The sequence below is a fragment of the Pseudomonas sp. MF08875 genome, assembly GCF_059862525.1.
The window spans coordinates 32,339-52,896 of the sequence record NZ_JCBCUW010000041.1; the positions used below are offsets into that span (position 1 = coordinate 32,339).

The 20,558-nt window shown below is 56.0% G+C and carries 19 protein-coding genes; 6 read left to right on the forward strand and 13 right to left on the reverse strand.

Going from position 1 to position 20,558, the window contains the following annotated elements:
• Positions 1–125 precede the first annotated feature (125 nt).
• Complete coding sequence (locus tag AC19YT_RS21315; protein ID WP_373345735.1) at positions 126–383, forward strand: DUF4880 domain-containing protein; 258 nt, start codon at positions 126–128, stop codon at positions 381–383.
• A 44-nt stretch (positions 384–427) separates the two neighbouring features.
• On the opposite strand, the gene AC19YT_RS21320 is transcribed toward AC19YT_RS21315, so the two are convergent.
• From AC19YT_RS21320 to AC19YT_RS21370, 11 genes are all read right to left on the reverse strand, one after another.
• Positions 428–2,395, reverse strand: coding sequence for a DNA topoisomerase III (locus tag AC19YT_RS21320; RefSeq protein WP_373345736.1), 1,968 nt, complete (start codon positions 2,393–2,395; stop codon positions 428–430).
• 222 nt (positions 2,396–2,617) lie between these two features.
• A complete protein-coding gene (locus AC19YT_RS21325) occupies positions 2,618–3,088 on the reverse strand; it encodes a single-stranded DNA-binding protein (protein WP_373345737.1) in 471 nt (156 codons plus the stop codon).
• The gene (locus AC19YT_RS21330; protein WP_373345738.1) at positions 3,085–3,603 is read right to left on the reverse strand and encodes a DUF3158 family protein; all 519 of its coding nucleotides are present in this window, start codon (positions 3,601–3,603) and stop codon (positions 3,085–3,087) included. The genes AC19YT_RS21325 and AC19YT_RS21330 overlap by 4 nt, the downstream gene beginning before the upstream one ends.
• The gene (locus AC19YT_RS21335; RefSeq protein ID WP_373345739.1) at positions 3,600–4,355 is read right to left on the reverse strand and encodes a PFL_4669 family integrating conjugative element protein; all 756 of its coding nucleotides are present in this window, start codon (positions 4,353–4,355) and stop codon (positions 3,600–3,602) included. Before AC19YT_RS21335 ends, AC19YT_RS21330 begins: the two co-directional genes overlap by 4 nt.
• Before the next feature lie 221 nt (positions 4,356–4,576).
• Positions 4,577–5,764 carry an STY4528 family pathogenicity island replication protein gene (locus tag AC19YT_RS21340; protein WP_373345740.1) on the reverse strand — a complete coding sequence of 396 codons (1,188 nt, stop codon included), beginning with the start codon at positions 5,762–5,764 and terminating at the stop codon, positions 4,577–4,579.
• Entirely contained in the window at positions 5,761–6,309 is a 549-nt protein-coding gene (locus AC19YT_RS21345; protein WP_373345741.1) for a DUF2857 domain-containing protein, read from the reverse strand. Before AC19YT_RS21345 ends, AC19YT_RS21340 begins: the two co-directional genes overlap by 4 nt.
• Positions 6,306–7,895, reverse strand: a complete 1,590-nt coding sequence (locus tag AC19YT_RS21350; protein ID WP_373345742.1) for a ParB family protein — start codon at positions 7,893–7,895, stop codon at positions 6,306–6,308. Before AC19YT_RS21350 ends, AC19YT_RS21345 begins: the two co-directional genes overlap by 4 nt.
• A 14-nt stretch (positions 7,896–7,909) precedes the next feature.
• Positions 7,910–8,119 carry a hypothetical protein gene (locus tag AC19YT_RS21355; protein WP_373345743.1) on the reverse strand — a complete coding sequence of 70 codons (210 nt, stop codon included), beginning with the start codon at positions 8,117–8,119 and terminating at the stop codon, positions 7,910–7,912.
• A gap of 84 nt (positions 8,120–8,203) precedes the next feature.
• Positions 8,204–9,046 carry a ParA family protein gene (locus AC19YT_RS21360; protein ID WP_373345744.1) on the reverse strand — a complete coding sequence of 281 codons (843 nt, stop codon included), beginning with the start codon at positions 9,044–9,046 and terminating at the stop codon, positions 8,204–8,206.
• A gap of 4 nt (positions 9,047–9,050) precedes the next feature.
• The gene (locus tag AC19YT_RS21365; protein ID WP_161904306.1) at positions 9,051–9,281 is read right to left on the reverse strand and encodes an AlpA family phage regulatory protein; all 231 of its coding nucleotides are present in this window, start codon (positions 9,279–9,281) and stop codon (positions 9,051–9,053) included.
• 115 nt (positions 9,282–9,396) lie between these two features.
• Positions 9,397–10,146, reverse strand: a complete 750-nt coding sequence (locus AC19YT_RS21370) for a hypothetical protein (RefSeq protein ID WP_242200221.1) — start codon at positions 10,144–10,146, stop codon at positions 9,397–9,399.
• 1,122 nt (positions 10,147–11,268) lie between these two features.
• Here AC19YT_RS21370 and AC19YT_RS21375 point away from each other — a divergent pair.
• The 5 genes from AC19YT_RS21375 to AC19YT_RS21395 all read left to right on the forward strand — a co-directional run bounded on the left by AC19YT_RS21375 (position 11,269) and on the right by AC19YT_RS21395 (position 17,864).
• Positions 11,269–13,539 (forward strand): TonB-dependent siderophore receptor, encoded by a 2,271-nt coding sequence (locus AC19YT_RS21375; protein ID WP_373345745.1) that lies wholly within the window; start codon positions 11,269–11,271, stop codon positions 13,537–13,539.
• Positions 13,540–13,601: 62 nt separating this feature from the next.
• Complete coding sequence (locus tag AC19YT_RS21380; protein WP_500610931.1) at positions 13,602–14,699, forward strand: ABC transporter substrate-binding protein; 1,098 nt, start codon at positions 13,602–13,604, stop codon at positions 14,697–14,699.
• A complete protein-coding gene (locus AC19YT_RS21385) occupies positions 14,696–15,766 on the forward strand; it encodes a FecCD family ABC transporter permease (RefSeq protein ID WP_500610932.1) in 1,071 nt (356 codons plus the stop codon). The genes AC19YT_RS21380 and AC19YT_RS21385 overlap by 4 nt, the downstream gene beginning before the upstream one ends.
• Positions 15,763–16,566, forward strand: coding sequence for an ABC transporter ATP-binding protein (locus AC19YT_RS21390; RefSeq protein ID WP_373345746.1), 804 nt, complete (start codon positions 15,763–15,765; stop codon positions 16,564–16,566). The genes AC19YT_RS21385 and AC19YT_RS21390 overlap by 4 nt, the downstream gene beginning before the upstream one ends.
• Entirely contained in the window at positions 16,566–17,864 is a 1,299-nt protein-coding gene (locus AC19YT_RS21395) for an LLM class flavin-dependent oxidoreductase (protein WP_373345747.1), read from the forward strand. Before AC19YT_RS21390 ends, AC19YT_RS21395 begins: the two co-directional genes overlap by 1 nt.
• 153 nt (positions 17,865–18,017) lie before the next feature.
• Here the strand turns inward: AC19YT_RS21395 and AC19YT_RS21400 are convergent, their stop codons facing one another.
• Together AC19YT_RS21400 and AC19YT_RS21405 are read right to left on the reverse strand one after the other, a co-directional pair.
• Positions 18,018–19,292, reverse strand: coding sequence for an FAD-dependent oxidoreductase (locus AC19YT_RS21400; RefSeq protein ID WP_373345748.1), 1,275 nt, complete (start codon positions 19,290–19,292; stop codon positions 18,018–18,020).
• A 239-nt stretch (positions 19,293–19,531) separates the two neighbouring features.
• On the reverse strand, positions 19,532–20,230 hold the full coding sequence (locus AC19YT_RS21405; RefSeq protein WP_500610933.1) for a Rossmann-fold NAD(P)-binding domain-containing protein: 699 nt from the start codon (positions 20,228–20,230) through the stop codon (positions 19,532–19,534).
• Positions 20,231–20,558 lie beyond the last annotated feature (328 nt).

The window sequence follows — 20,558 nt, forward strand, 5'->3', positions numbered from 1 at the left end:
GGGTTGTTATATTGACTGAAATACCTGTTTGTCGCGACGTGACATGTGTTCCTCCAGGAATCAGAGCCCGTAGTGACCAGTGAGACTGAGCGGTCTGATAGGACCAAATGGAGGCAAGGTTGAGCATGGATGAGCAGCGCGAGAACGACATGGACCTGATCTGGGATCGAACACTGGAGCTGTTCATCAAGATCCACGACTGCCCTGATAACCCTGCACACCGCGACAGCCTTGTTCATTGGCTTAACGAAGATCCTGCTCACCTGAAAGCGTTCAACGAGTTGGGGCAGATATGGATAGCGACAGGCATCGCCTTGGCCCGTGAAATCGGACGACCGCTAAGCGACTTGGAGAAGGAGCAGGCGCCGTTGATGATGCACTGACCCGCATATCACCCTCCAAATCTCATATGAACGCCAATGGCGCCTCATGGACGACGCGTATCTTTGCTGATCGGCAGAGTGCCTTTGCAGTCCGGGTAATGGGAACATGACCAGAACGGTCCTGATTTTCCCTTCCGCCTAAACATTGAGGCGTTGCAAATGTGGCAGGCAGGCCCGGCTTCGGCCGCTACCGCCAAGGTAAGCGCTCCGCAGTTTGCGATCAGCTGCGTAATCCAGTGCGCCTGCTTGGCAACGAATGCATCCAAGGTCAGACGTCCCGCTTCGATTTCATCCAGAGCTTGCTCCCAGATCGCTGTCATACTCGGATCCGCGACTGCTGCGGGTACCGCTTCGATCAGGGTATGGGCCGCTGCGGAGGCCGTTAATGCACGTTTTTTCTTCAACAAGTAACCGCGATCAATCAACCCCTTGATAATGCCGGCTCGCGTGGCTTCGGTGCCGATACCGGTGGTGTCCCGAAGTTTCTGCTTCAGGCGTGGGTCGTTGACCAGCTTGGCCACGTTTTTCATCGCCTTGATCAGATCGCCCTCGGTGAGCGGTTTGGGCGCAGCGGTGCGCATGGACTTGAGTTCGACGTCGTCCACTTCGCATTGCATACCCTGTTGTAGGACGGGCAACACCTGAGATTTTTGACTGGGTTCATCGTCTTCGGCGCTGTCGGAGAGCAAGCCTTTCCAGCCTTGGACGAGGATCTGTTTGCCAACAGCAGTCAAACGCTCGGCACCGCACTCCAGTTCGACCTCGGTTCGATCAAACTCGTGATGCGGCAGGAATTGCGCGAGGTAGTGGCTACGAATCAGTTCGTAGACTTGGCGCTCTTGTTCTGACATCCGCCCAAGGTTCGCCGGCTCGGTGGTGGGGATGATGACGTGGTGCGCGGTGATCTTGGCATCGTTCCATGCTCGTGAGCGTAATGATCGATCGATGCTTCCGAGCGCTGGGCGTAACGCGGGATCCATTTTGAGCAGGGCATCGAATATCGCCGCTACCTCGTTGAACATGCTCTCTGGCAAATAGCGGCAATCGCTGCGCGGATAGCTGGTGGCTTTGTGGGTTTCATACAAGGCTTGAGCGATGTTCAGCGTTTCCTGAGCGCCGAGTCCCAACTTGCGTGAACAGACTTCTTGCAATGTGCTCAGGTCGAAAGGCAGGGGTGGCGCTTCGCGCAAATGCTCAGTCTGCAGCAAGCCTACGGTGGCGGTCTTGCTGCTAGAAATCGCTTGGAGGGTTTGACTGGCAAGCGCCTGCTGCAGGCAGCGACCGGCTTCGTCACGTCCTGAGCTTGGCGGTATCCACGATGCGATGAAGGGTTGCCCCATTGAAGACAGGTGCACATCTACCACCCAGTACGGCACAGAGACGAAGATGGCAATCGCGCGGTCTCGTTCAACCACAAAGCGCAAAGTGGGCGTTTGGACGCGTCCAACCGACAGCACGCCGTCATAGCTCGCCCGCCGTCCTAGGAGGGTAAACAAACGACTGAGATTCATACCAATCAGCCAATCGGCGCGGCTGCGGGCGAGGGCTGAGTGATAGAGCGGGAAGGTCTCCTGACTAGACTTCAGCGAGGACAGTGCTTTGCGAATCGACGCCTCGTTGAGTGCGGATAACCAGAGGCGCTCAACAGAACCACGATAGTTGCAGAGCTCTAGTAACTCGCGGGCAATCATTTCACCTTCGCGATCGGCGTCGGTGGCGATGATGACGGTGGTAGCTTCGCTGAGCAGGTGTTTGATGATTTTGAACTGCGCGACAGTCTTGGGTTTGACCTCAACCCTCCACTGAGCGGGAATGATCGGTAGATGAGCCAACGACCAGGTCTTGTACTGATCGCCATAGGCTTCAGGTGGGGCCGTTTCCAGCAGGTGACCGATACACCAAGTGACGGTTGTCTCACGTCCGATCAAGCAACCATCGCCACGTCGGCTGGCTCCGAGAACCTTGGCGATGTCACGACCTTGGGAGGGTTTCTCGCAGAGAAAGATACGCATAGAACTGCTCCGGGTTGAGTTCGGAGCAGCCTCGTTGGCAACAGCAGTTGCGCGCTATGAGAAACCTGAATGGCAGGTCCCTCATATTAGGCGGTGAGGGCGGTCTTTATTGGGGGCGAGGCTGTTACCTTGTAGTCACGTGGACGACAGTGCTTCACGAGCAGCGAGTAATAACAGACCAGGAATTACGCGCAAAGGCGCAATTTTTATGCCTCAAGTTCGTCATGCCGATGGTGGCTGCCCTCTGCGTTTTTTGGACTTCGACGCAGGCGAGCTGGCCTGGTCTGTAGCCTGCCGGGCGTGAGCCGCAGATGAGGTTGATTCACTGGAGCGCTCCCGCATGACCACGTTCTGCACGCGATGAGGCAGGATGCCGACACGACGCGCCTCGATCTTGAAGGTCACCCGCGCGTTGTCTTCGCTGTCCTCCCACTCGTCACGCACGGTGCGGCCTTCGACCAACACACGCATACCTTTCTGGTACAGCGTGCTCCAGTGCTCAGCCTCGCGGTGCCAGAGCTCGACCGGCGCCCAATAGCCGCCTCGATCCTCATAGCTTCCATCGCGTGGCACGGGGTTGTCGAAGTACACATTCAGGCGCAGCAAACGCCGTGGCTCGTCATTGCCTGAGGGGAACTCCTGGAACTCTGGCGCACTGCCGATGTTGCCTTCGCCGACAAAAAAAGTACTCATCGTGATATCTCCGCTGCTGGTGTGAACTGGCGCAGCAGCCGTTCGGCGCTGGCCAATTTGATCGTGCAGGTTGAAGCCTGACGGTAGAGCGAATGCACCACGCTCATCTGCAAGTTGAGTGCAATGCGCTCGCATTCGAAACGGTGCAATCCCTCGCGTACGGCTTGCTGCAAGGCCTTGTTGGAGACCTGGCGTTCCCAGACCGCAACGCCCATACGGGCAAAGTCACGGGTGCGCCATCGCAAAAAGGTGCTGCCCGCACTGGTGTTCTGCAGCACCAATCGAATGTCAAGCAGCGAGTAAGGCGGTTGTCCGGCCTGCTGCGCCACCGCCTCCATCAGGCGACGTAACTGCGCCTCGGTTCCCCTCGCCACCTGCGCCAGGTACTCCAGCTCCCCCTTACCCTTAAAAGGTTTTAAAAGGCCTTTTAGGGAGGCAGCGTGTTCGAACTGTCGATAGGCATCCGGTGTGAGTGATTCGAGGAGCATTGGTTGAGTTGGGATTAGAGGCTTCATACTTCATCCTCCGGCTCATCCACTGTCGCAAACAGCTCCGCCGCGTCTTCTGCCAACGCGCCAGCGCCATCCACTGCCACAGCACCACGACGAACGATGGTTGGCGCGAACTGGGAGCGGCGATGCCCCTCAAGGACGTCTATAGGGGGTAATCCAAACTTCTCCATGGCCGCCAGAGCACGAGCGTTATTCGCTGCCATATCATCACGGGTGACGCCGGCATGCCGATAACGCTGCGCCTGGCCAAACAGGCTGCGCAGCAGATGGGCACCGTCGTCGATCCAAGCTTCCATGTCCCTACGACCGATCAAGGCGGTGTGATGGGCCAACAGGGTATGCCGCACCAGCGTGTCGTAGTCAGTCAGCAGGTAGACGGCGAGGAACCCCAGTTGGCTGCCGATGTACAAGGGTAAGGTGACGGGGTGGATGTTGAGGTTATCGCTCATGTCGATCTGCGTCGGCAGGTCCCGTCTGATCTGATCCAGTTGTTGGGTCAGTTCCAGCATCCCAGCCTTAGCCTGCAGCAGTTTTTCTTCGAGTTGGACGATAGCCCAATCGGCATAAGGGTCGTCCTGCGCTGCAGCTTGTTTGATCAGATTGGTGACGCTGATGTAGCCGGCCATGCCCATGATCGAGTGCACACCTTCACGTGCAGTCCGACCTTGCCAGATCCGGGCTGCATGGTGGGTATGCAGGGTCAGGGTGATGCTGCTGCGCAATGAACCCAGATTGAGTTGATAGTGATCGGCCATGGTGTTGTCCTCGCATTGGCTTTGGCGGGACGTTGCGACAGATGAGGGTCAAGGACAGCCAAAAAGCTGAATGCGGTCTATTCGGTTTTGTGAGAGAGGGCAAATGCCTGACGTCTACGTTTATTGGAACTACACCCAGGCGTTTCGCTAAACGCTCCATGGTTCGGTCCGATATTTTCGTAGATTGGAACGCTATGGATTTGATGCCACTGGCATCAAATCTACTGACGTCCACTGCCTCCACGCAGCTGGAGCAGCTCATTTAGGCACGCTTGGGCGAGGGCTGATGCAGGTTCGCCCTTTTTTCGAGATGGCCGCGAGGGGGCGGGTGGGGGCAGTTCTGCGATGGGTGATGGCTCGGCCTGACTTGCCCAAGGACGAAAGTCGCCCTTCAGCGCACGCTGGGCCAAGCCCATCAGATAGGCAGCTGGCTTGCGTATACCACCGGCCGCACAGCGTGCCCCTGCTTCGTTAAGCACCGCCTGCTGATCCGCTGGGTTGAGCTTGTTCAGCGCTACGGCGACGGCCTGACGTTCGCTTGGGCTCAGGTGCAGCGAAGTGGGCCAGTGCAGGTTATCCACAGTAGAGGTCGCGCGCGGTACTGTACATTTACTTTCTTTTAATACAGTACAGGCGGCGTTCGGATTCCGAACGGTGCTGGAAACGTTAGGGTTCGAGCCTGATTCGGAATCCGAACGAGGGCCTGCACGATTCCGAACGCGGTGAACTTCCCCATGTTCGGAATCGTGGAATGCATCACCGGGTGGCTGACCCAAGCCTTGCTGCGTCCACTGTTCGCCCCAGCTTTCGAGCCGCGTCGGTAATCGACCCTGATCGATATTTATGTCCTGTCGGACCTCCTCCACAATGTGCTGAGCGACAATACGCACGGCCTTTGTCGCATGAACGAGGGCATGTCCGACCAGTTCTAGGTAGTCCTGATCGAGCTCCATGGCTTCGGCGGGGGTTAACGGCTCATCGTGCAGAACATACAAAGAACCTTGTAGCTGCCCGCTGATTTGATCGCGACCGCGGCTAACCAAACTGAGCCAGCGAGTGAGCCTGAGCATCGTCAACACGCGTGCAATGGTTTCACGCGAGGCTGACGCACCGTAGGGGACGCTCGAGAGGTAAGGCTGCAAATCCTCATAGCGCGGCGTGACCACGCCCTGGCCTTGCAGCATGAGTCGAAATACCTGCCAGGCATTTCGCTCCAATGGCGTCAGCCGATTATCCAACAGCAGCCGACATGGCACGACTTCGTGTGATTTTCCACTAAACAGAAAGCCAGCCTGTAGAGCCTGGTTGGAGGGCTGTTCAGTGGTAGGGCGTGCTGGCCAGCGCTCATGCAGCTGCTGTGTGCATTGCTGCAGGACACGTTGCCAGCGACTGGCAGGAACAGCATTCATGTTTTGTTGCTGTACTGGTCGATTTGCTGCCAAACGATGGTCAAGCTGATCTGCTGTTCTTCGGCAAGCATCATCATGGCGTCGAGTTTATCCTCGGTGCCGTCCTCTGTTCGTATTTGGCACCAACGTTGCCACAACGCATGCTCCTGCGCTTCGCTTAAATGTTGGGGGCGGCCTTTACGAGTTTCTATCTTGAGTAGACGCCGACGCATGGCTGTTTCCGAATGCGCCAAGCCAAAACACTGGTACATAATGGTGCTGCTGGCGCCGAGTTTGAGCGCTCGGTTGATCAACCGTTCGTTCTGTTCGTCGCGTTCAGCTTGTTCAATCAAACGATGTAGTACTGGCGAGTCAATCTTGACCTCAAGCCAAGGGACTGTGGCATGGGCCAGGCGCGATAACGTGGTCGGTTGTAAGGATTGCAGCACGAAGATGTCATCCTCACTCAGTCCAAGTGCCTTGCAGCGTTGCAGGTTGCCCTGGCGCAGTTCGTGCAGTACCTGGGTTAGCATGGCTTGATTGAGCATATTGAAGGACAAGTTCATCTCAGCTCCTCCGGTGAGTTTTTGTCTTCAGAGATGAGTGTTAAGTCGATTAGACGCCGGGCTAGGCGTATCAAGCGAAACAGCTTAATTAACAGACTGTCAGGCAGTCGTTCCAGCCCCACGTCCGTGACTGGTCGATCTGGCAGATAGAGTTGATAGACCCCTAACAACAGTTGCCCGAACAGTGCGGAAGGTATTTGCTTGCGATCTTCCCAGTTCACCTCGTCTTGAGCACGTAGCAGGGCCAGGAGCATTAGGTGAACGCCGGTCGAGCGAGGCGCTGAAAGATCAAGTCGCTCAATGTCTAGGGTGAAGCCCAAGCCAAGCTTTTGATCAATGATGCTCTCGGCATCTCCGGCATAGGCCGCCATTTCCCGAGCCAGTCCGGCAATGGTTAAACGCAGTTGTTCGGGCGTATCCAGCGTTGGTGCGATGGTCCAGAGGTCGTCGATTGGGCAGGTTTCGACTGGGGACGTCGTTTCGGTGGCTATCTCGCGATCGATTTGTTCACGAATCTGTTGAACGCGTGATGGAGGACTGACCGCTGATACGACGTTCGTTCCAGTCGGTGTAAGCAATTCCTTTCGCGTTGGTTCGGTTTGGGGTCTGGCATCCGTTGATTTGGAATGGGGCTCGGAGGAGGGAGCTCCTGCCGCGGCGACATCAATGCTCGGCAGATGGCTGTTCTCCGAGGGTTTGGTGAGGACAACGGCCGGCGTCGAGATGACCCTCTGGGCATCGCTCAGTTCCAAGGCCAACATACGGTAGGACTGTCCGAGCAAGTGGCTCATGCGTTCGAGCAGTTCATCCTGGAGCCGCTCAAGATCGAAGGATTCGGTCGCGGCATCGAAGTAACCCAGTGTATCGAGCCAAAAATCGGCGAACGCGCCGGTGGCGGTTGGATAGCGGTTCCAGGTTCGCTCAGCCTGGCTACGTAGGCCGATCAGGCGTTCGATCTGGGGCTTGCCCAAACCGGCATACAGGGTTTGTGGAATGGCGGGCAGTAAGTGTTCGAGGGTGTCGAGCATCCGGCTGATGTGTGACTGTGAAATGGGATAGCCCCCAGCGGCAAGACGTCGTGCCAGCTCTCGTTGCGAGAGTGCTGCTCCATCTGACTCGAACATGGTTTTGAGTTTGGTTACCGCCAGAGCACGTTCGACGAAGGTGAGTTGGCCGTGCAGGTCGCTTTCGGCTAGATGGCCGAGTAGGGCGCTGATTTCATTGGTCCACGGTCGGAACAGACAATGAATGCGAAAGAAGCGTTCGTCGCGGGTTTCCTGCCACAGCTCGCCGAGAATCGACAAGCGCGTATTACCGCCGTTGCGGATGATGAAATAGGTTTCACCCGGGCGGCGGGTAATCGGTGGTGGTTGATCCAGCCCGCGTTCACGGATCGAAGCCTTGATATCGTCGAATAGCGGATTACGGATGAAGCGCGGGTTGTGTTCGTAGGGCCGCAACTGCTCCAGGGTGACCAGCATAGGTGTGTCGATGACTGGATCGGACAGCCGCTCCAGTTCTGGACCCGGAGGGAAGTGGTCCTGGTGCAGCTTGTCGGTGATTTCCTCCTGACTGAGCTTCTTCATTTGAACTGCCTCAGTTAACGCCAGTTACGCAAATGGTCACCGACCTCGAATTTCACGATCTCGGCAGTCCCCGAACCTTCGAAATGTCGGGAAAGCTCTGCGAGGAACCAACCCATAGCTGAGTGTCCACGCTGCAGGCGAAAGACCACAGTGCAGCACTCCTCGTAAGGTGGGTGGAGTGGTCGATTGGATGGTTGAACGATGATGGGAAGTTGATCCAACATCAAAAGACTCCTTGCCAAACGCTATTGGCCTCAAGGTCGAACAAACAAAATGACTTGGCGAGAATGCGGGCTTGGTGATTCGTCTCACTGAACCTCCGCGCATCTGATCACCGCAGATATCGCTTCGCGCCATTCCGGAAACAACTCAATGGCCAGCGCTTGCATGGTTTCCAATGCTGATGGTGAGCGTCGTTCACGTGACCGATGCGTCTCTGCTCTGTGGACCGGAAGGCCGAGGGAAGCGGCATTGAGATACGCCACTCGGTCTGGAACTACGGTTTCTAGAACTAATATGTTGGTCGCCCCAGCGAAAGTCTCACGCAGACCACGGATGATCATCCGTGTGTCCACCCGGATGCTATTTACCTGATTCAGCAGCAGTCGCAGCGGTGGGGGTGTAATGCCCAGGTGACGGAATGGTTCGAGCTCACTGAACAGTTTCAAGGTGCCGCGGCGCAGTTCGCGGGCGGCGAGCATTTCCGGTGTGATGGGGGAGAGGGCGATATCGCAGGCGAGGATGGCCATCTCCAGCAGCACGCTACGCGCGCCTTGAGTGTCGATCAAAAGCAGGTCGTAACGGGGGCGGAAATCATCGAGCAAATTGCGCAGCCGTAATCGCCCGTCAGGGGCGTGCAGTAGTAATGTATTCAACTGGCCCTGAGCGTCGTTGGAGACGATCATGTCGAGCCCTGTAATCACCGTCTTGGAAATAATCTGTGCAGGAGTTGTCAGGTTGAATGCAATGAGCTCGTACGCACCAGCAACAGCTTTCTGGCTCAAAGCGTAATAGCTGGAGAGGGTGGGTTGGCTATCCAGATCGAGCAGCAGGACGCGTAGGCCAGCATCCGCCAGCAAACCGCCGAGATTGGCCGCCACCGTGGTTTTGCCTACACCACCTTTGGTGGAAATCACCGATACCACACGCATGGCATCAGGCCCTATGACCTAAACGCTCAACGACCCACCGCTCGATCTCCACTGAGTCCCAGCCAACAGCGCGCAACCCAATACGCTTAGCCTGAGGGAACTTCCCTTCTTTCATCAAGTTGTAGATGTGCGCCCGTTTGAAACCGGTTTTTCGTTCGACTTCTTCGCGCCGCATGATGTGGCGTTCGATCTGTGGTTGAGGTGTTTCAACTGTGGATGAGGATTGGCTGGACATGCTGGTCACTCCTGGCGCAGATTGGTGCGTGGTGGCAAGTGACCTGAATTGAATAGCAGAAATAGGGGAAAGTCATTGCACTGCAATCGTTGGGATTGCAGTGCAATATTTCAGTCTATCTATTCCGGTTAAGGCTGCGATTGGCAGCGGCGAATTTTTCATCCAACGTTCGTTTGCTGAGGCCTGGCTTATCCTTATAGCGTGCGATAATGGCATCGACGATCGCTGCTTGATTTTTGAATAAGGAGAGGGGCTTTCCGGCGGGCGAATGATCTAAGAAAAGGCTCACCAACGCTCCGATGATGTTGTGATAGGTCAACTCGCTACGCTCGCTGAGTTGCCCGTTTGTTTCGGCCAAAGCTTTGAGCCCATCTCTTTCAAATCCAATTGACTCGAGATCTGCCAAGACTTCTTGAAGGTGACGCTGCTGTACTGTCAACTCCCTCGATAACTCATCTCGATCTGCTTTCAATGATAGAAAAGTTCCGAGACTGACCTTAGCAGGTGCGTCCTCACCGGACTCGAATAAAAATACAGGCTTATGGTCCGGGTAATGAGTCTCCATCCAACGACGTAAGTCTGAATGGCGGATGGTTAGCTGGAAGGGCTCTACATAGCTTCCCAAAGGAACAGAAATACCGAGGCAGCCATAAGGCAGATCCCCGTTCCGCACCGCGTCATAAATTTTTTCGGTAGTTGCGCAAAGGCCAGGCCATTGAGGAAACAGAGCCGCGAGTTCTTCTGGGCGTGACCAAGCAGCTTGCATAATCTGTGTTTCATAATGGATTAAATTGCACCAGCGCAACGCCGCATCTATGGGGCGATAAAAGACCTTAGCTTGTGGGTTGAAAACATAAGCGGACATGTTCGGACGCACCTCCATTTAAAATGGATAGGCCTCCCGTGGAATATCTGTTCATCAACCCAACTTACAGCAGCGGCTGATTTACTCAACTTTGTCACTCGGTGAGGTCATTCCATTTGACTGAAATTCAACATGATAATCATGCATGCTTGTTTAATGTGCCATCACTCGGTGGGACGAAAAGTTTTCGCCATCGATTTACGATTTACGATCTGCGACTCTAGATATTTAGAATTGATGCGGCTGCGATTGAGGTGCAGTGGTATTGAATATTTGGAAAAATGGCTTTTGCGCTAGAAGTAAGCAGTAGTGAGCCAGATGTCAATGAGGCAGCAAAACTACTGGGCTATGACTACGTCAGATTGGTAAGGGGGATTGGGAGGAGGAGAGCTGCATGGGCTTACAACCTGATCATTTAATGGCATCCCCTATACTAGGGTCGGTTCAGCCTCGAAAACGTGCCATCAAGCATGTGACATCTGCATCTTTCCGAACGTTTACGGCCCGAGTATCAAGTCGCTTGTCTTTCGAAAGCTGTAATTTAACCTTGTACGCATGTCACGGAAAACACGCGCGAAGCAGAAATTCAGCATTAAAGTATTACTTGAAATTAAGCGGCGTATTGTTTGTGATTGGTCTCGATAGTCCGTCCGCATCCGGATGCTCCTACCTCAACAAAAGCGTGCGTCGTCCGACAGCGAGGCGCACAGGTTGAGAGTTTGTGGGGGGGGCTTACCTTCGCCGTTCATGGCCAGTTATACCTTCTGGAGCAGTCGTTGATCATTCATTAAAGGTTGGCCCGGGCACGCCACGCGGGGGGACGCATCACCAGTTCATGCTTGGCGTGGATCACTGCATGATGTTGAGCTTTTGGCCAACGCGCATACGACATGATGCCTTTTTCCTTATGCGGAAATTGTGGCTTTTGGGGAATTTTCGCAGCGTTGCGACGGCGTGGCAGCACCCTCGTTGCACGGGTTCATACAAGTGGCGCCCGGTAATTGAGCTGAAGTGATTACACAGGCACGCAAGGCACAAATGATGTTACTTCTCATTTGAATTGACTGTCAGTCAGTCAGTGAATAGAATTTGCCTCCCAGTCCGCTTGACGCCGTGTAAAAAATGAACAACTGGCCGCTGATTCATCCCTCTCCAAGCTCGAAACCCATCCACTTTCGCCGCACCGCTCAGCAGTGCGCGGTGATCGCCTCTACGCTAACCCTGTGCGCTTATCAAATGGCTCACGCTGATGACCTTGCGCAGCGCACGAGCGAGAATGATCCAATCCCACCCGTTGCAGGTGTGCTCACCTTGCCGGCCACCAGTGTCACTGGGGTGAGCACGAAGGGAGGGGAGTCTGGTCTCGTACATGGCTATGTTGCGGAGCAATCCGGGCTGGGCACCAAGACCGACACTTCGATCCTGGAAATTCCTCAATCCGTGTCGGTAGTCACGCGCGAACAGATGGATACCCAGCAAATAAAAACCACCAGTCAGGCGTTGCGCTATACGACAGGCGCCAATAGCGAAAAATACGGGGCCTTCGGAGATCAGCTCGACTTCACAAAAATCCGGGGCGTCGAAGCCGATTACTATTTGGACGGGTTGCGCTTAATCAGTAACCCTGGCAGTTGGTCGCCCCAGGTCGATCCCTACACACTGGAGCGTGTCGAAGTATTGCGAGGACCGTCGTCCTATCTTTATGGACAATCAACCGGCGGAGGCATAGTCAACCAGGTAACTCGCAAGCCCCAAGAGGTGGAGTCGCATGAGGTCACGACACAATTTGGCAGCTTCGATCGTACGTTTCTTGGCGTGGATTCAACCGGTCCAATCGACAGTGACAGGACGCTGCTCTATCGCTTTACCGCGACAGGGTTGAAGGCGAATGACCAGGTCGAAGATGTACGCCACAAGCGGCTCTATCTCGCGCCTTCGCTGACGTGGCAGCCGACGGAGCAAACCTCTTGGACTGTCCAGCTTGTTCACTCTCGGGAGCCCGAAATACCGAACTACAACTCTTTGCCGGCTAACCTGCTTGGGCTGAATAAAAGTCCCTATCCATCAATAGATCGGGACAGGAACTACCGGGATATGTCGTTTGATGACTCGTCCCGCGAACAAAATTACATCAGCTCCAACTTCACCCACTCGTTCGACAATGACTGGAAGGTGACGAGCACTATGCGCTACATGCATATCGCCTCGGATTTGCAAAGAAGCGTTGTCTACGGGTATTCGGTGGTCAACGGGAAGCCACTGCTAAAAAACACTTATGAGATTTCCCCTTCCAGTTCCAATACGTTCTCGATGGACAACTATGTCAGTGGCAGCCTCCAGCTAGGGCCTACTAAGCACGACGTTATCGTGGGTGCCGATTTTGCCTCGGGCACTGTAAGCAGTGCCCTCTATAGCAGTGGCCCTTATCTTGTTGACCCCTACGGCTCGGACTATCGCCCGCATGTCAAACCAGACTTCACGGCAAGCCGCGCAGCACCTTGGTCCGAGAAGCAGGAGTTCGATCGCTTGGGCCTCTATGTACAGGATCAGATTTCTTATGACCGATGGCGTCTGACGTTGGGCACACGCTACGATAAATCCGAAACAGACGACGTGACGCGAAGTTATTCCCCTACTTCGGTCTCCACCAGGATGAACAACGGGAAGTGGTCGGGGCGTACAGGCCTGAGTTTCCAGTTTGACAACGGCATTTCTCCCTATGTGAGCTATGCCACGTCTTTTAATCCGTTGATAGGCAGCGGTTACAACGGGAGTGCTTTCGTCCCGACTGAAACGACACAATCGGAGATAGGCATCAAGTTTCACCCCGCCGACTCCAGAACATTGCTGACGGCCGCCATTTACAATCTGGAACAGACCAACGTCAAAACCGCCGATGCGGCCCATCTGGGGTTCAATACCCAGGCGGGCAAGGTGCGCAGCCGTGGTGTCGATCTTTCAGCCACTGCCGAGCTGGTCGAAAATCTTAATCTGCTTGCCAGTTACAGCTACCTGGATAACGCCTTGGTCCAGGATACGACCTACCAAGGCAACAGCCTGACACAAACCCCCCGACACAGCGCTGCCCTGTGGCTTGATTACCTCATAGGGCGCGGATCTTTGTCCGGCCTGAAAATCGGAGCAGGCTCGCGTTACCTGGGCGCGTCGTACGGCGATCCAGCTAACACGTTCAAAGTTCCGGCGGTCACGCTTTTTGACCTGGCGTTGAACTATGAGCTTGGTTCAATTGCGCCTTCGCTTGAAGGCGCTTCGCTGGCGCTCAATGTCAGCAACCTGACTAACAAGGAATACGTCGCAAGTTGTACCTCGGCCATGTATTGCTTTGTCGGGCAGGATCGTACGGCCACCACTTCTCTCACTTACCGTTGGTGAGCCAAATGGGCGATGTTCTGTATTCAAGGCGCCGTGTTCTGGGGCGCCTGATGGCGGCTGGAATGTTGATCAGCCTTTCTCGAAGTCTCACCGCTGCGCCCGCACGTGTGTCATTCAAGGATGTTGCTGACCGTAATGTACACATAGATCGACCTGTGAGGCGGGTGCTGCTGGGGGACGGCACGCTGGCTTACGTCTTGGCGGTGCTGCTTCCGGACCGGCCATTTGCTGACGTTGTGGGTTGGGGCGAGAACTTCAAGGCTGCGGACCTGGATGGCTATCGGGCATATCTGCGGAAGTTTCCCGAGATGGGCCGCATTCCATCGTTTCCAGCCGCGACGCTCGACTCCATTGGTAGCGAATTAGCGATTTCGTTGGCGCCGGACGTGGTGATCATGAACCTCAGTTCAAAGGCCGCCGCCGAGTCGTCGGGCCTGATGGCACGGTTGACGCAGGTGGGCATTCCGATCGTGTTCGTGGATTTTCGCACCCGGATGTTTGATAACACCTTGCGAAGCCTGCAGATCCTCGGCGCACTGCTTGGGCGAGCCGAGCGTGCCAGCGAATTTCTGCGTTTTCGCCAAGAGCAGATCGAACGTGTCACGTTGCCATTGGAAAACGTTCAAGCACGGCCTCGTGTCATGGTCGAGCGCGCTGCAGGTCTGTATGACGACTGCTGCCTGACGTACGGCGAAGGCAATTTCGGTGAGCTTGTCACAGTCGCCGGAGGTGACAACCTCGGCTCTCACTTCCTGCGCAGTACGTTCGGTACCTTGCATCCCGAGCAGGTTATCGCCAGCGACCCGGATGTTATCCTGGTGACCGGCGCAAATTGGTCGCTTTATTCGCCTGCGGGAGACTGGGTCAACCTCGGGCCCGGCGCCGACCCCGCGCAAGGGCTCGCGCGTTTGCGACGGTTGATGCGTCGGCCGGCTTATCGCTCACTGTCGGCGGTGAGGGCGGGAAGGGTCCACGCTATCTGGCATCCCTTCTATGACAATCCGTACTACTTTGTCGCATTGCAGCGGATAGCAAAGTGGCTTCATCCCGAACTCTTCGCATCGCTGGATCCGGACGCGACGTTTCGCGAGTTCCACGCGCGTTTTCTTCCGGTTCCTTATCAACCCGGTTATTGGCTGAGCCTGGATGGAGCATCATGATGACGAAGCCAGCCATCGGCACACAGGCCGAACTCACCCGTGGGCGGAGCCTATACAGCCGCCTTGCGAAACGCCGCTTGAGCATGATCGTCGGCATTAGCCTGCTTATCCTTGTGTTTTTCACGATCGACCTTTCCATCGGCCCGGCGCATTACAGGTTGATGGAGCTGCTGTCCGTCTTGATGCAAGACGCGTCGTCGAGCCAGGTGAGCGTGATACTTTGGGACATTCGACTACCCGTGGCGCTATCGGCTCTGGTCGTCGGCGCGAGTCTGTCGATTGCGGGTTTGCAAATGCAGACAGTGCTCGGTAACCCGCTGGCGAGCCCGTTCACCTTGGGCTTGTCGGCCGCGGCGAGCTTTGGCGCCGCACTCGGTCTGATATTGGGTGTAAGCGTTCTGCCTGCTTCGGCTGTCGCCTACGCCATCCCCGTCAATGCGTTCCTCGTTTCGATGGCAGCGGCGTTGTTCATTCATCGCCTGAGTCGCAAACGCGGTATCACCACCGAAATGATCATATTGCTGGGCACGACCCTGGTCTTTACGTTCTCGGCGCTGCTGGAGGCGCTGCAGTACATCGGCCCCGACCAGGCACTCTCTGCTGTCGTGTTCTGGACAATGGGCAGTCTTTCGCGTGCTACGTGGCCCAAGCTCGGCATCATGAGCGTCATTCTCGTGATCGTATCGTTTACGTTCGCCCGCCAGTCCTGGGCATTGACGGCATTACAACTTGGAGAGGCCCGGGCGACGGCTTTGGGGATTCCCGTAGCGCGCCTGCGCTTACGCGGCATTCTGCTCAGCAGTCTGCTCGCCTCTATCTGCGTCTCTTTTGTGGGCACCATCGGGTTCGTCGGTTTGGTGGGGCCGCATATTGCCCGAATGCTGGTAGGCGAGGACCAGCGCTTTCTCCTTCCGGCCTCTGCGCTATGTGGGGCATGCATGCTGTCGGCGGCCTCGGTACTGAGCAAATCGCTGGTCGCGGGGCAAACCCTGCCGATTGGAATAGTGACCTCCCTGGTGGGCGTGCCCTTGTTTTTTGCGTTGATTCTGCGAGCGAAGACGCGATGACTGCCTTGCTCAACATCGCGGACGTGTCGGTAGCCTTCGACGGCCATATGGTATTGCAGAACGTCAGCTTCGGGCCGATGGCGGCGGGTAGCATCACGACGCTGCTTGGTTCGAACGCTGCCGGTAAATCCACGCTGCTGCGCCGGATTGCGGGCGAGCTGGGTGGCGCAGGCACCGTGACGGTGGCAGGGCAGGCTGTCGAGACCTGGTCCATTCATCATCGCAACCGCCCCGCACACGTCCCCCAGGATATTTCCATGAACTCCTCGCTGAGAGTGTTTGAAGCAGTGCTGCTTGCGAGCAAGCAGGGCAGCGGCTGGGGCGTTGAGGGCAGTGAGTTGGATGCGGTCACCCGTATGCTCCAGACGCTGGAGATCAACGTGCTTGCTGACCGCGAGCTAGCCGCGTTGAGCGGCGGCCAACGGCAACTGGTATCGATCGCCCAGGCAATGATCCGCGCACCCAGTGTCTTGTTGCTGGATGAGCCGACAAGCGCATTGGATTTGCAAAACCAGTTCGATGTGCTCGATTTATTGCGTCGGTTGGCGCGAGCGCGCTCGATGTGTGTCGTCATGGCCATTCACGACATCAATCACGCATTGCGCTTCGCGGACCACGTGGTGGTCCTTCATCAAGGGCGGGTGCATGCCACCGGCCGCCCCCTTGATGTCCTGACACCGGCGTTGCTGGAAAAAGTCTACGGCGTACGAGCGCGCCTCGAATACTGCTCGCAAGGGGCTCCATTCCTGATTGTGGATCGGTCTTTGCGAGCACGGAACTCCATGACGAGCACCCTGTAATGACCAGACCACTCAAGCAACTCATCCTGTTGGCCATGCCCAGCATTCATGCCGGCGCTTGGCGCTATCCGGGTGCCATACCCGACTTCCACAGACGCTTCGAGCACATGAAGTGGTTCGCCAAAACCCTTGAGAAGGGGCGGTTTGATGGGCTTTTTCTGCCTGACTCACTTGCAGTTCGCGCAGGTTCCGTCGACACGCTCATGCGAAGCCCCAGCGTGGTTACGCTTGATCCATTGACACTGCTTCCGGCGTTGGCGGCAGTGACGCGGCACATCGGGCTGATCGCAACCGCCAGTACGACCTATAACGAACCGTACATGCTCGCGCGCCGCCTGGCCTCACTGGATGTCATCAGTGCAGGCAGGGCCGGGTGGAACCTGGTCACGTCGAGTAATCCGAACGAGGCCGCCAACTTCGGCGCGCAGTCCCACCTTGAGCATGGCGCAAGGTACCGCCGCGCCCGAGAGTTCTCGCAGGTGATGGAGGGGCTTTGGGAAAGCTGGGAAGCGGATGCGTTCTGCATGGATGCAGCCAATGGCATCTACTTTGATCCTGCCAAGCTGCATACGCTCAATCACCAGGGCACTCACTTCGCAGTGAAAGGCCCGCTCAATGTAGCGCGACCTGTTCAGGGGCGTCCCGTCATAGTACAAGCCGGCGCGTCCGAAGCGGGGCGACAGATTGCGGCAGAGACGGCCGAAGTCATTTTTACTTATCAGACCGATCTTGCATCTGCGCAGGATTTCTACGCCGACATGCAATCACGAGCTGTGGCAGCAGGCCGCACGGATGCGGTGAAAATCCTTCCCGCAGTCCTTGTTGTATTAGGCGACAATCTTGAGCAGGCGCAACGCAAAAGATCGAGGCTGGATGAGCTGGTGGATGATCAAAGTTGCCTCGCGACGCTCTCCATTGCGTTGGGGCACGACATTTCTGCCTACGATCCAGCAGGCCCACTGCCTAAAATACCCGAGAGCAATGCGAGCAAGAGCGGCCGGGATCGTGTGGTGCGGCTTGCGGCACGGGAAAATTTGAGCGTTCTTGAGTTGGCAAGGCGGGTCTGCGGTTACCAGGGCCTGGAAATGGTGGGGACCGCCGAAATGGTCGCTGACCAGATGGCGCTGTGGCTGCAGCAGGAGGCCGCCGATGGGTTCAACGTCATGTTCTCCCATCTACCGGGAGGCGCGAGCGAGTTCGTGGCGCAGGTCGTTCCGCTCCTGCAGAAGCGCGGGCTGCTCAGAAGGCGTTACGAAGGGCGCTGCTTCCGGGAAAACCTGGGCCTGACCAAGCCGTAGCCGGGTTGTTGTTTGGGCGGTACTTCCGGGGCTCTTGGCGTGCTGGGTGAACGGTGCCCTTGCCTGGAACAAGGGCACCTATCGGTGTTGACGATGCCTAGACCAAAGGAAGGGCGCCAACCGCGCTTTGTAATGGGCCCCGTTTTAGCTCTGTTACGTTGAAGGTTCGAACAGCCCATCACGAGTGGACGAGAATATATCCAGGTCGTACTGATACCGGGTATGTCCATCGACAGCCAGTTCAACCAATATACGTCCAAACAATGGCGCGTATTTGAAGGCTCGGCCTGACTCCATAACGCACATCGAGGCGCCGGCATGGAATGACTGCTCGCCGGGTGCCGTCGGGATACGCCCGATCACCAACTTGCCGTCCGGGCTCATCGAGTAGAGGCAGGTCCCCGCATGCTGGTATTGAGTTGCGTCAACGGCATTGGGGGCAATCAGTTGATCAAGGTGCGCAACGAGTTCCTCCATCAATCTCGGGTTCACACCCGGTTGAATGGCTGACGGCGTATCGTAAGTGTCGTAGGTGTAGTCGGCGCTCATTTTTACCATGTTGTGCCGGTCTGGCGAGAAGTCCAGGGGGGGGAAGCCGTAAAACGTGCCTTGGTCGCTTGCATCGATATTCCCGAACTCAAACCAGATAGGAATCTTCGGAGGGTTTTCCTTGAGTGGCCAATAGGCGTAACTCATCTTCCAGATCTTCCAACCGGGCGCTTGCTTGAGACCAAAGCCCTTCAACACCGATTCTGCCCACACCCCTGGGCACGTGATCAGATGTTTGCCTTGGACGGTCACGCAGCGACCCTCAGTCTCAGTCAGCAGCGTATAGCCTGCCTGGTCCTTAAGGGGCGCGACCTGGATCACGGCGTGCTTGTCCAATACGTTAAGGCGGTCCGTCTGCCGAGCGGCGAATAGAAAAGTCTTGGCCGCCTCCTGGACGTTGATGGAAGCGCTTGCCGCTTGTACCAAGCCTACGTAATCGTCAGGCATGGCTGCCTGATTGAATATCGGAAATCTTTTATGGATAGCGGCGGGGGAGTCCAGGTATTCGTAAGGCATACCCATGCTGTCCATGGTCTTTTTGATGTGATGCACGTTACCTTCGGTAGTCATCGGCGCATCCCGATGGCCAAAGAAGATCAGGTCGTCCGTAGCAAGCAGGTTTTTTCCGCTCGCGCGCTGAAGTTCTGTCCATAGCGCAAGTGAAGTTTCGGCCAGTCGGGCTTCGGACTCGTTATCTTGCATCAAGCGGAACATGCGCTCCAGACCCTTGGAACTATTGGTATCGTTGCCTATTCCGTACTGATCGACAATCAACGTTTTCAAGCCTCTGGCTGTCGCATAGTAAGCGCTGGCGAGACCGAGTATTCCTCCGCCGATGATTAATACATCGTAGTGTGTTTCTGGAGTGTCGGGTTGCATCGTATCTTCCTGATAATTAGAGTGGGCGACAAAAGATCTTCACTGCAATTAGTTATTTTTTTTGGTTCATCAGGTAATCGGGCGGTGTTACGCGGCAAGTACGTTAAATACGTTTGACGAACAGGTTTCCAGATAAGCTGGGTTTGTGCGAAACCTTTAAACTTTAAAAGCCTGTGGAGGGCCAGCGGTGCGGCAAGTTATAACAAGCCGTCAGCTACCCATTCAGTGTTCTGTTATGTCTAAACTGCGAAGCTGCGCGCGTCTATCGTTGCGTGGATAGACGGATCGTGCCGACGGGATGCGCCGAGGTTTACATCATGTCCAGCATGAAAGTAGGTGCGCGATAACAGTGTGGGAATATTGCACCCAAGCAGTTCTGCCCGTTTGATCAATTCGCCTGTCTTGGTACCGATCAACGCCCCTGTGTAGTGATTTGCCTGATCCTGTGTCATGCCACGAAAAACATCCGGGAACGACCGCTCGATGCTGTCACAGATAACCGCTCCGGCGTTGCTTACGTAATCAGGAACATAACCAACCCCACGCGCCAGAAGCCTCGCTTCTGCTTGAGTACTGTCAAACGGTGTGTTGGAGCTACTGATAACCCAGCGCGCGCGTATACGTTCAACCGTGGGCAGATCAAGGATTCTGGAAAGGGACGCAATGCACAGTACATCCGGGGCGCTTGACCAGAAATCGTCCTCGCTCAACATGCGCAGGCCGGCCGGAATATCGATAATGGGCTTTACGTCGAAGCCGATCACGTTGTACCCATGGGCGAGACATTGCCTGGCAACTTCAAAGCCCACCTTGCCCATGCCGTGAATGGCGACAAGCGGCGTCCCGTTGACTCTCGGAGAGCACTTCAGTACCGCCTTCAAGGCACTCCAGACACCAAATCCGGTGGCAATTGACGTGCTGATCTGAGGGCTGTCCATGGCATCCAGAATCCACGGGGTAGATTTTCTCAGGTACGTCATATGTGCACTGCTTGTATTGATGTCACACCCTGTGTACATCGAGCCGGCATAGCGGTTCAGGGTTTCTCCGATGGCATCGAATACGTGTGGGGCCTCATCAGGTAGCGCGCTGCTATTTACGACGATTTTCCCGCCACTGAAGCCGGTTCGATAAAAACCGGGCGGCCGCAAAAACTGAGTGCAACACCTGACCTTTCCGGTACGGTGCTGCCACTATGTCCTATCACGAACTCAGTATCCCCGAACGTGCGACCCTTCAACTCGGCCTTGCCCAAGGTTTCAGCCA

What these genes read in the sequence shown, in the direction of transcription:
- AC19YT_RS21375 (WP_373345745.1), top strand. Translation starts at nt 11,269, where the DNA reads ATGAACAACTGGCCGCTGATTCATCCCTCTCCAAGCTCGAAACCCATC.
- AC19YT_RS21385 (WP_500610932.1), top strand. Translation starts at nt 14,696, where the DNA reads ATGATGACGAAGCCAGCCATCGGCACACAGGCCGAACTCACCCGTGGG.
- AC19YT_RS21325 (WP_373345737.1), bottom strand. Translation starts at nt 3,088, where the DNA reads ATGAGTACTTTTTTTGTCGGCGAAGGCAACATCGGCAGTGCGCCAGAG.
- AC19YT_RS21360 (WP_373345744.1), bottom strand. Translation starts at nt 9,046, where the DNA reads ATGCGTGTGGTATCGGTGATTTCCACCAAAGGTGGTGTAGGCAAAACC.
- AC19YT_RS21355 (WP_373345743.1), bottom strand. Translation starts at nt 8,119, where the DNA reads ATGTTGGATCAACTTCCCATCATCGTTCAACCATCCAATCGACCACTC.
- AC19YT_RS21400 (WP_373345748.1), bottom strand. Translation starts at nt 19,292, where the DNA reads ATGCAACCCGACACTCCAGAAACACACTACGATGTATTAATCATCGGC.
- AC19YT_RS21315 (WP_373345735.1), top strand. Translation starts at nt 126, where the DNA reads ATGGATGAGCAGCGCGAGAACGACATGGACCTGATCTGGGATCGAACA.
- AC19YT_RS21390 (WP_373345746.1), top strand. Translation starts at nt 15,763, where the DNA reads ATGACTGCCTTGCTCAACATCGCGGACGTGTCGGTAGCCTTCGACGGC.
- AC19YT_RS21320 (WP_373345736.1), bottom strand. Translation starts at nt 2,395, where the DNA reads ATGCGTATCTTTCTCTGCGAGAAACCCTCCCAAGGTCGTGACATCGCC.
- AC19YT_RS21380 (WP_500610931.1), top strand. Translation starts at nt 13,602, where the DNA reads ATGTTGATCAGCCTTTCTCGAAGTCTCACCGCTGCGCCCGCACGTGTG.
- AC19YT_RS21365 (WP_161904306.1), bottom strand. Translation starts at nt 9,281, where the DNA reads ATGTCCAGCCAATCCTCATCCACAGTTGAAACACCTCAACCACAGATC.
- AC19YT_RS21395 (WP_373345747.1), top strand. Translation starts at nt 16,566, where the DNA reads ATGACCAGACCACTCAAGCAACTCATCCTGTTGGCCATGCCCAGCATT.
- AC19YT_RS21335 (WP_373345739.1), bottom strand. Translation starts at nt 4,355, where the DNA reads ATGGCCGATCACTATCAACTCAATCTGGGTTCATTGCGCAGCAGCATC.
- AC19YT_RS21350 (WP_373345742.1), bottom strand. Translation starts at nt 7,895, where the DNA reads ATGAAGAAGCTCAGTCAGGAGGAAATCACCGACAAGCTGCACCAGGAC.
- AC19YT_RS21370 (WP_242200221.1), bottom strand. Translation starts at nt 10,146, where the DNA reads ATGTCCGCTTATGTTTTCAACCCACAAGCTAAGGTCTTTTATCGCCCC.
- AC19YT_RS21340 (WP_373345740.1), bottom strand. Translation starts at nt 5,764, where the DNA reads ATGAATGCTGTTCCTGCCAGTCGCTGGCAACGTGTCCTGCAGCAATGC.
- AC19YT_RS21330 (WP_373345738.1), bottom strand. Translation starts at nt 3,603, where the DNA reads ATGAAGCCTCTAATCCCAACTCAACCAATGCTCCTCGAATCACTCACA.
- AC19YT_RS21345 (WP_373345741.1), bottom strand. Translation starts at nt 6,309, where the DNA reads ATGAACTTGTCCTTCAATATGCTCAATCAAGCCATGCTAACCCAGGTA.
- AC19YT_RS21405 (WP_500610933.1), bottom strand. Translation starts at nt 20,230, where the DNA reads ATGGACAGCCCTCAGATCAGCACGTCAATTGCCACCGGATTTGGTGTC.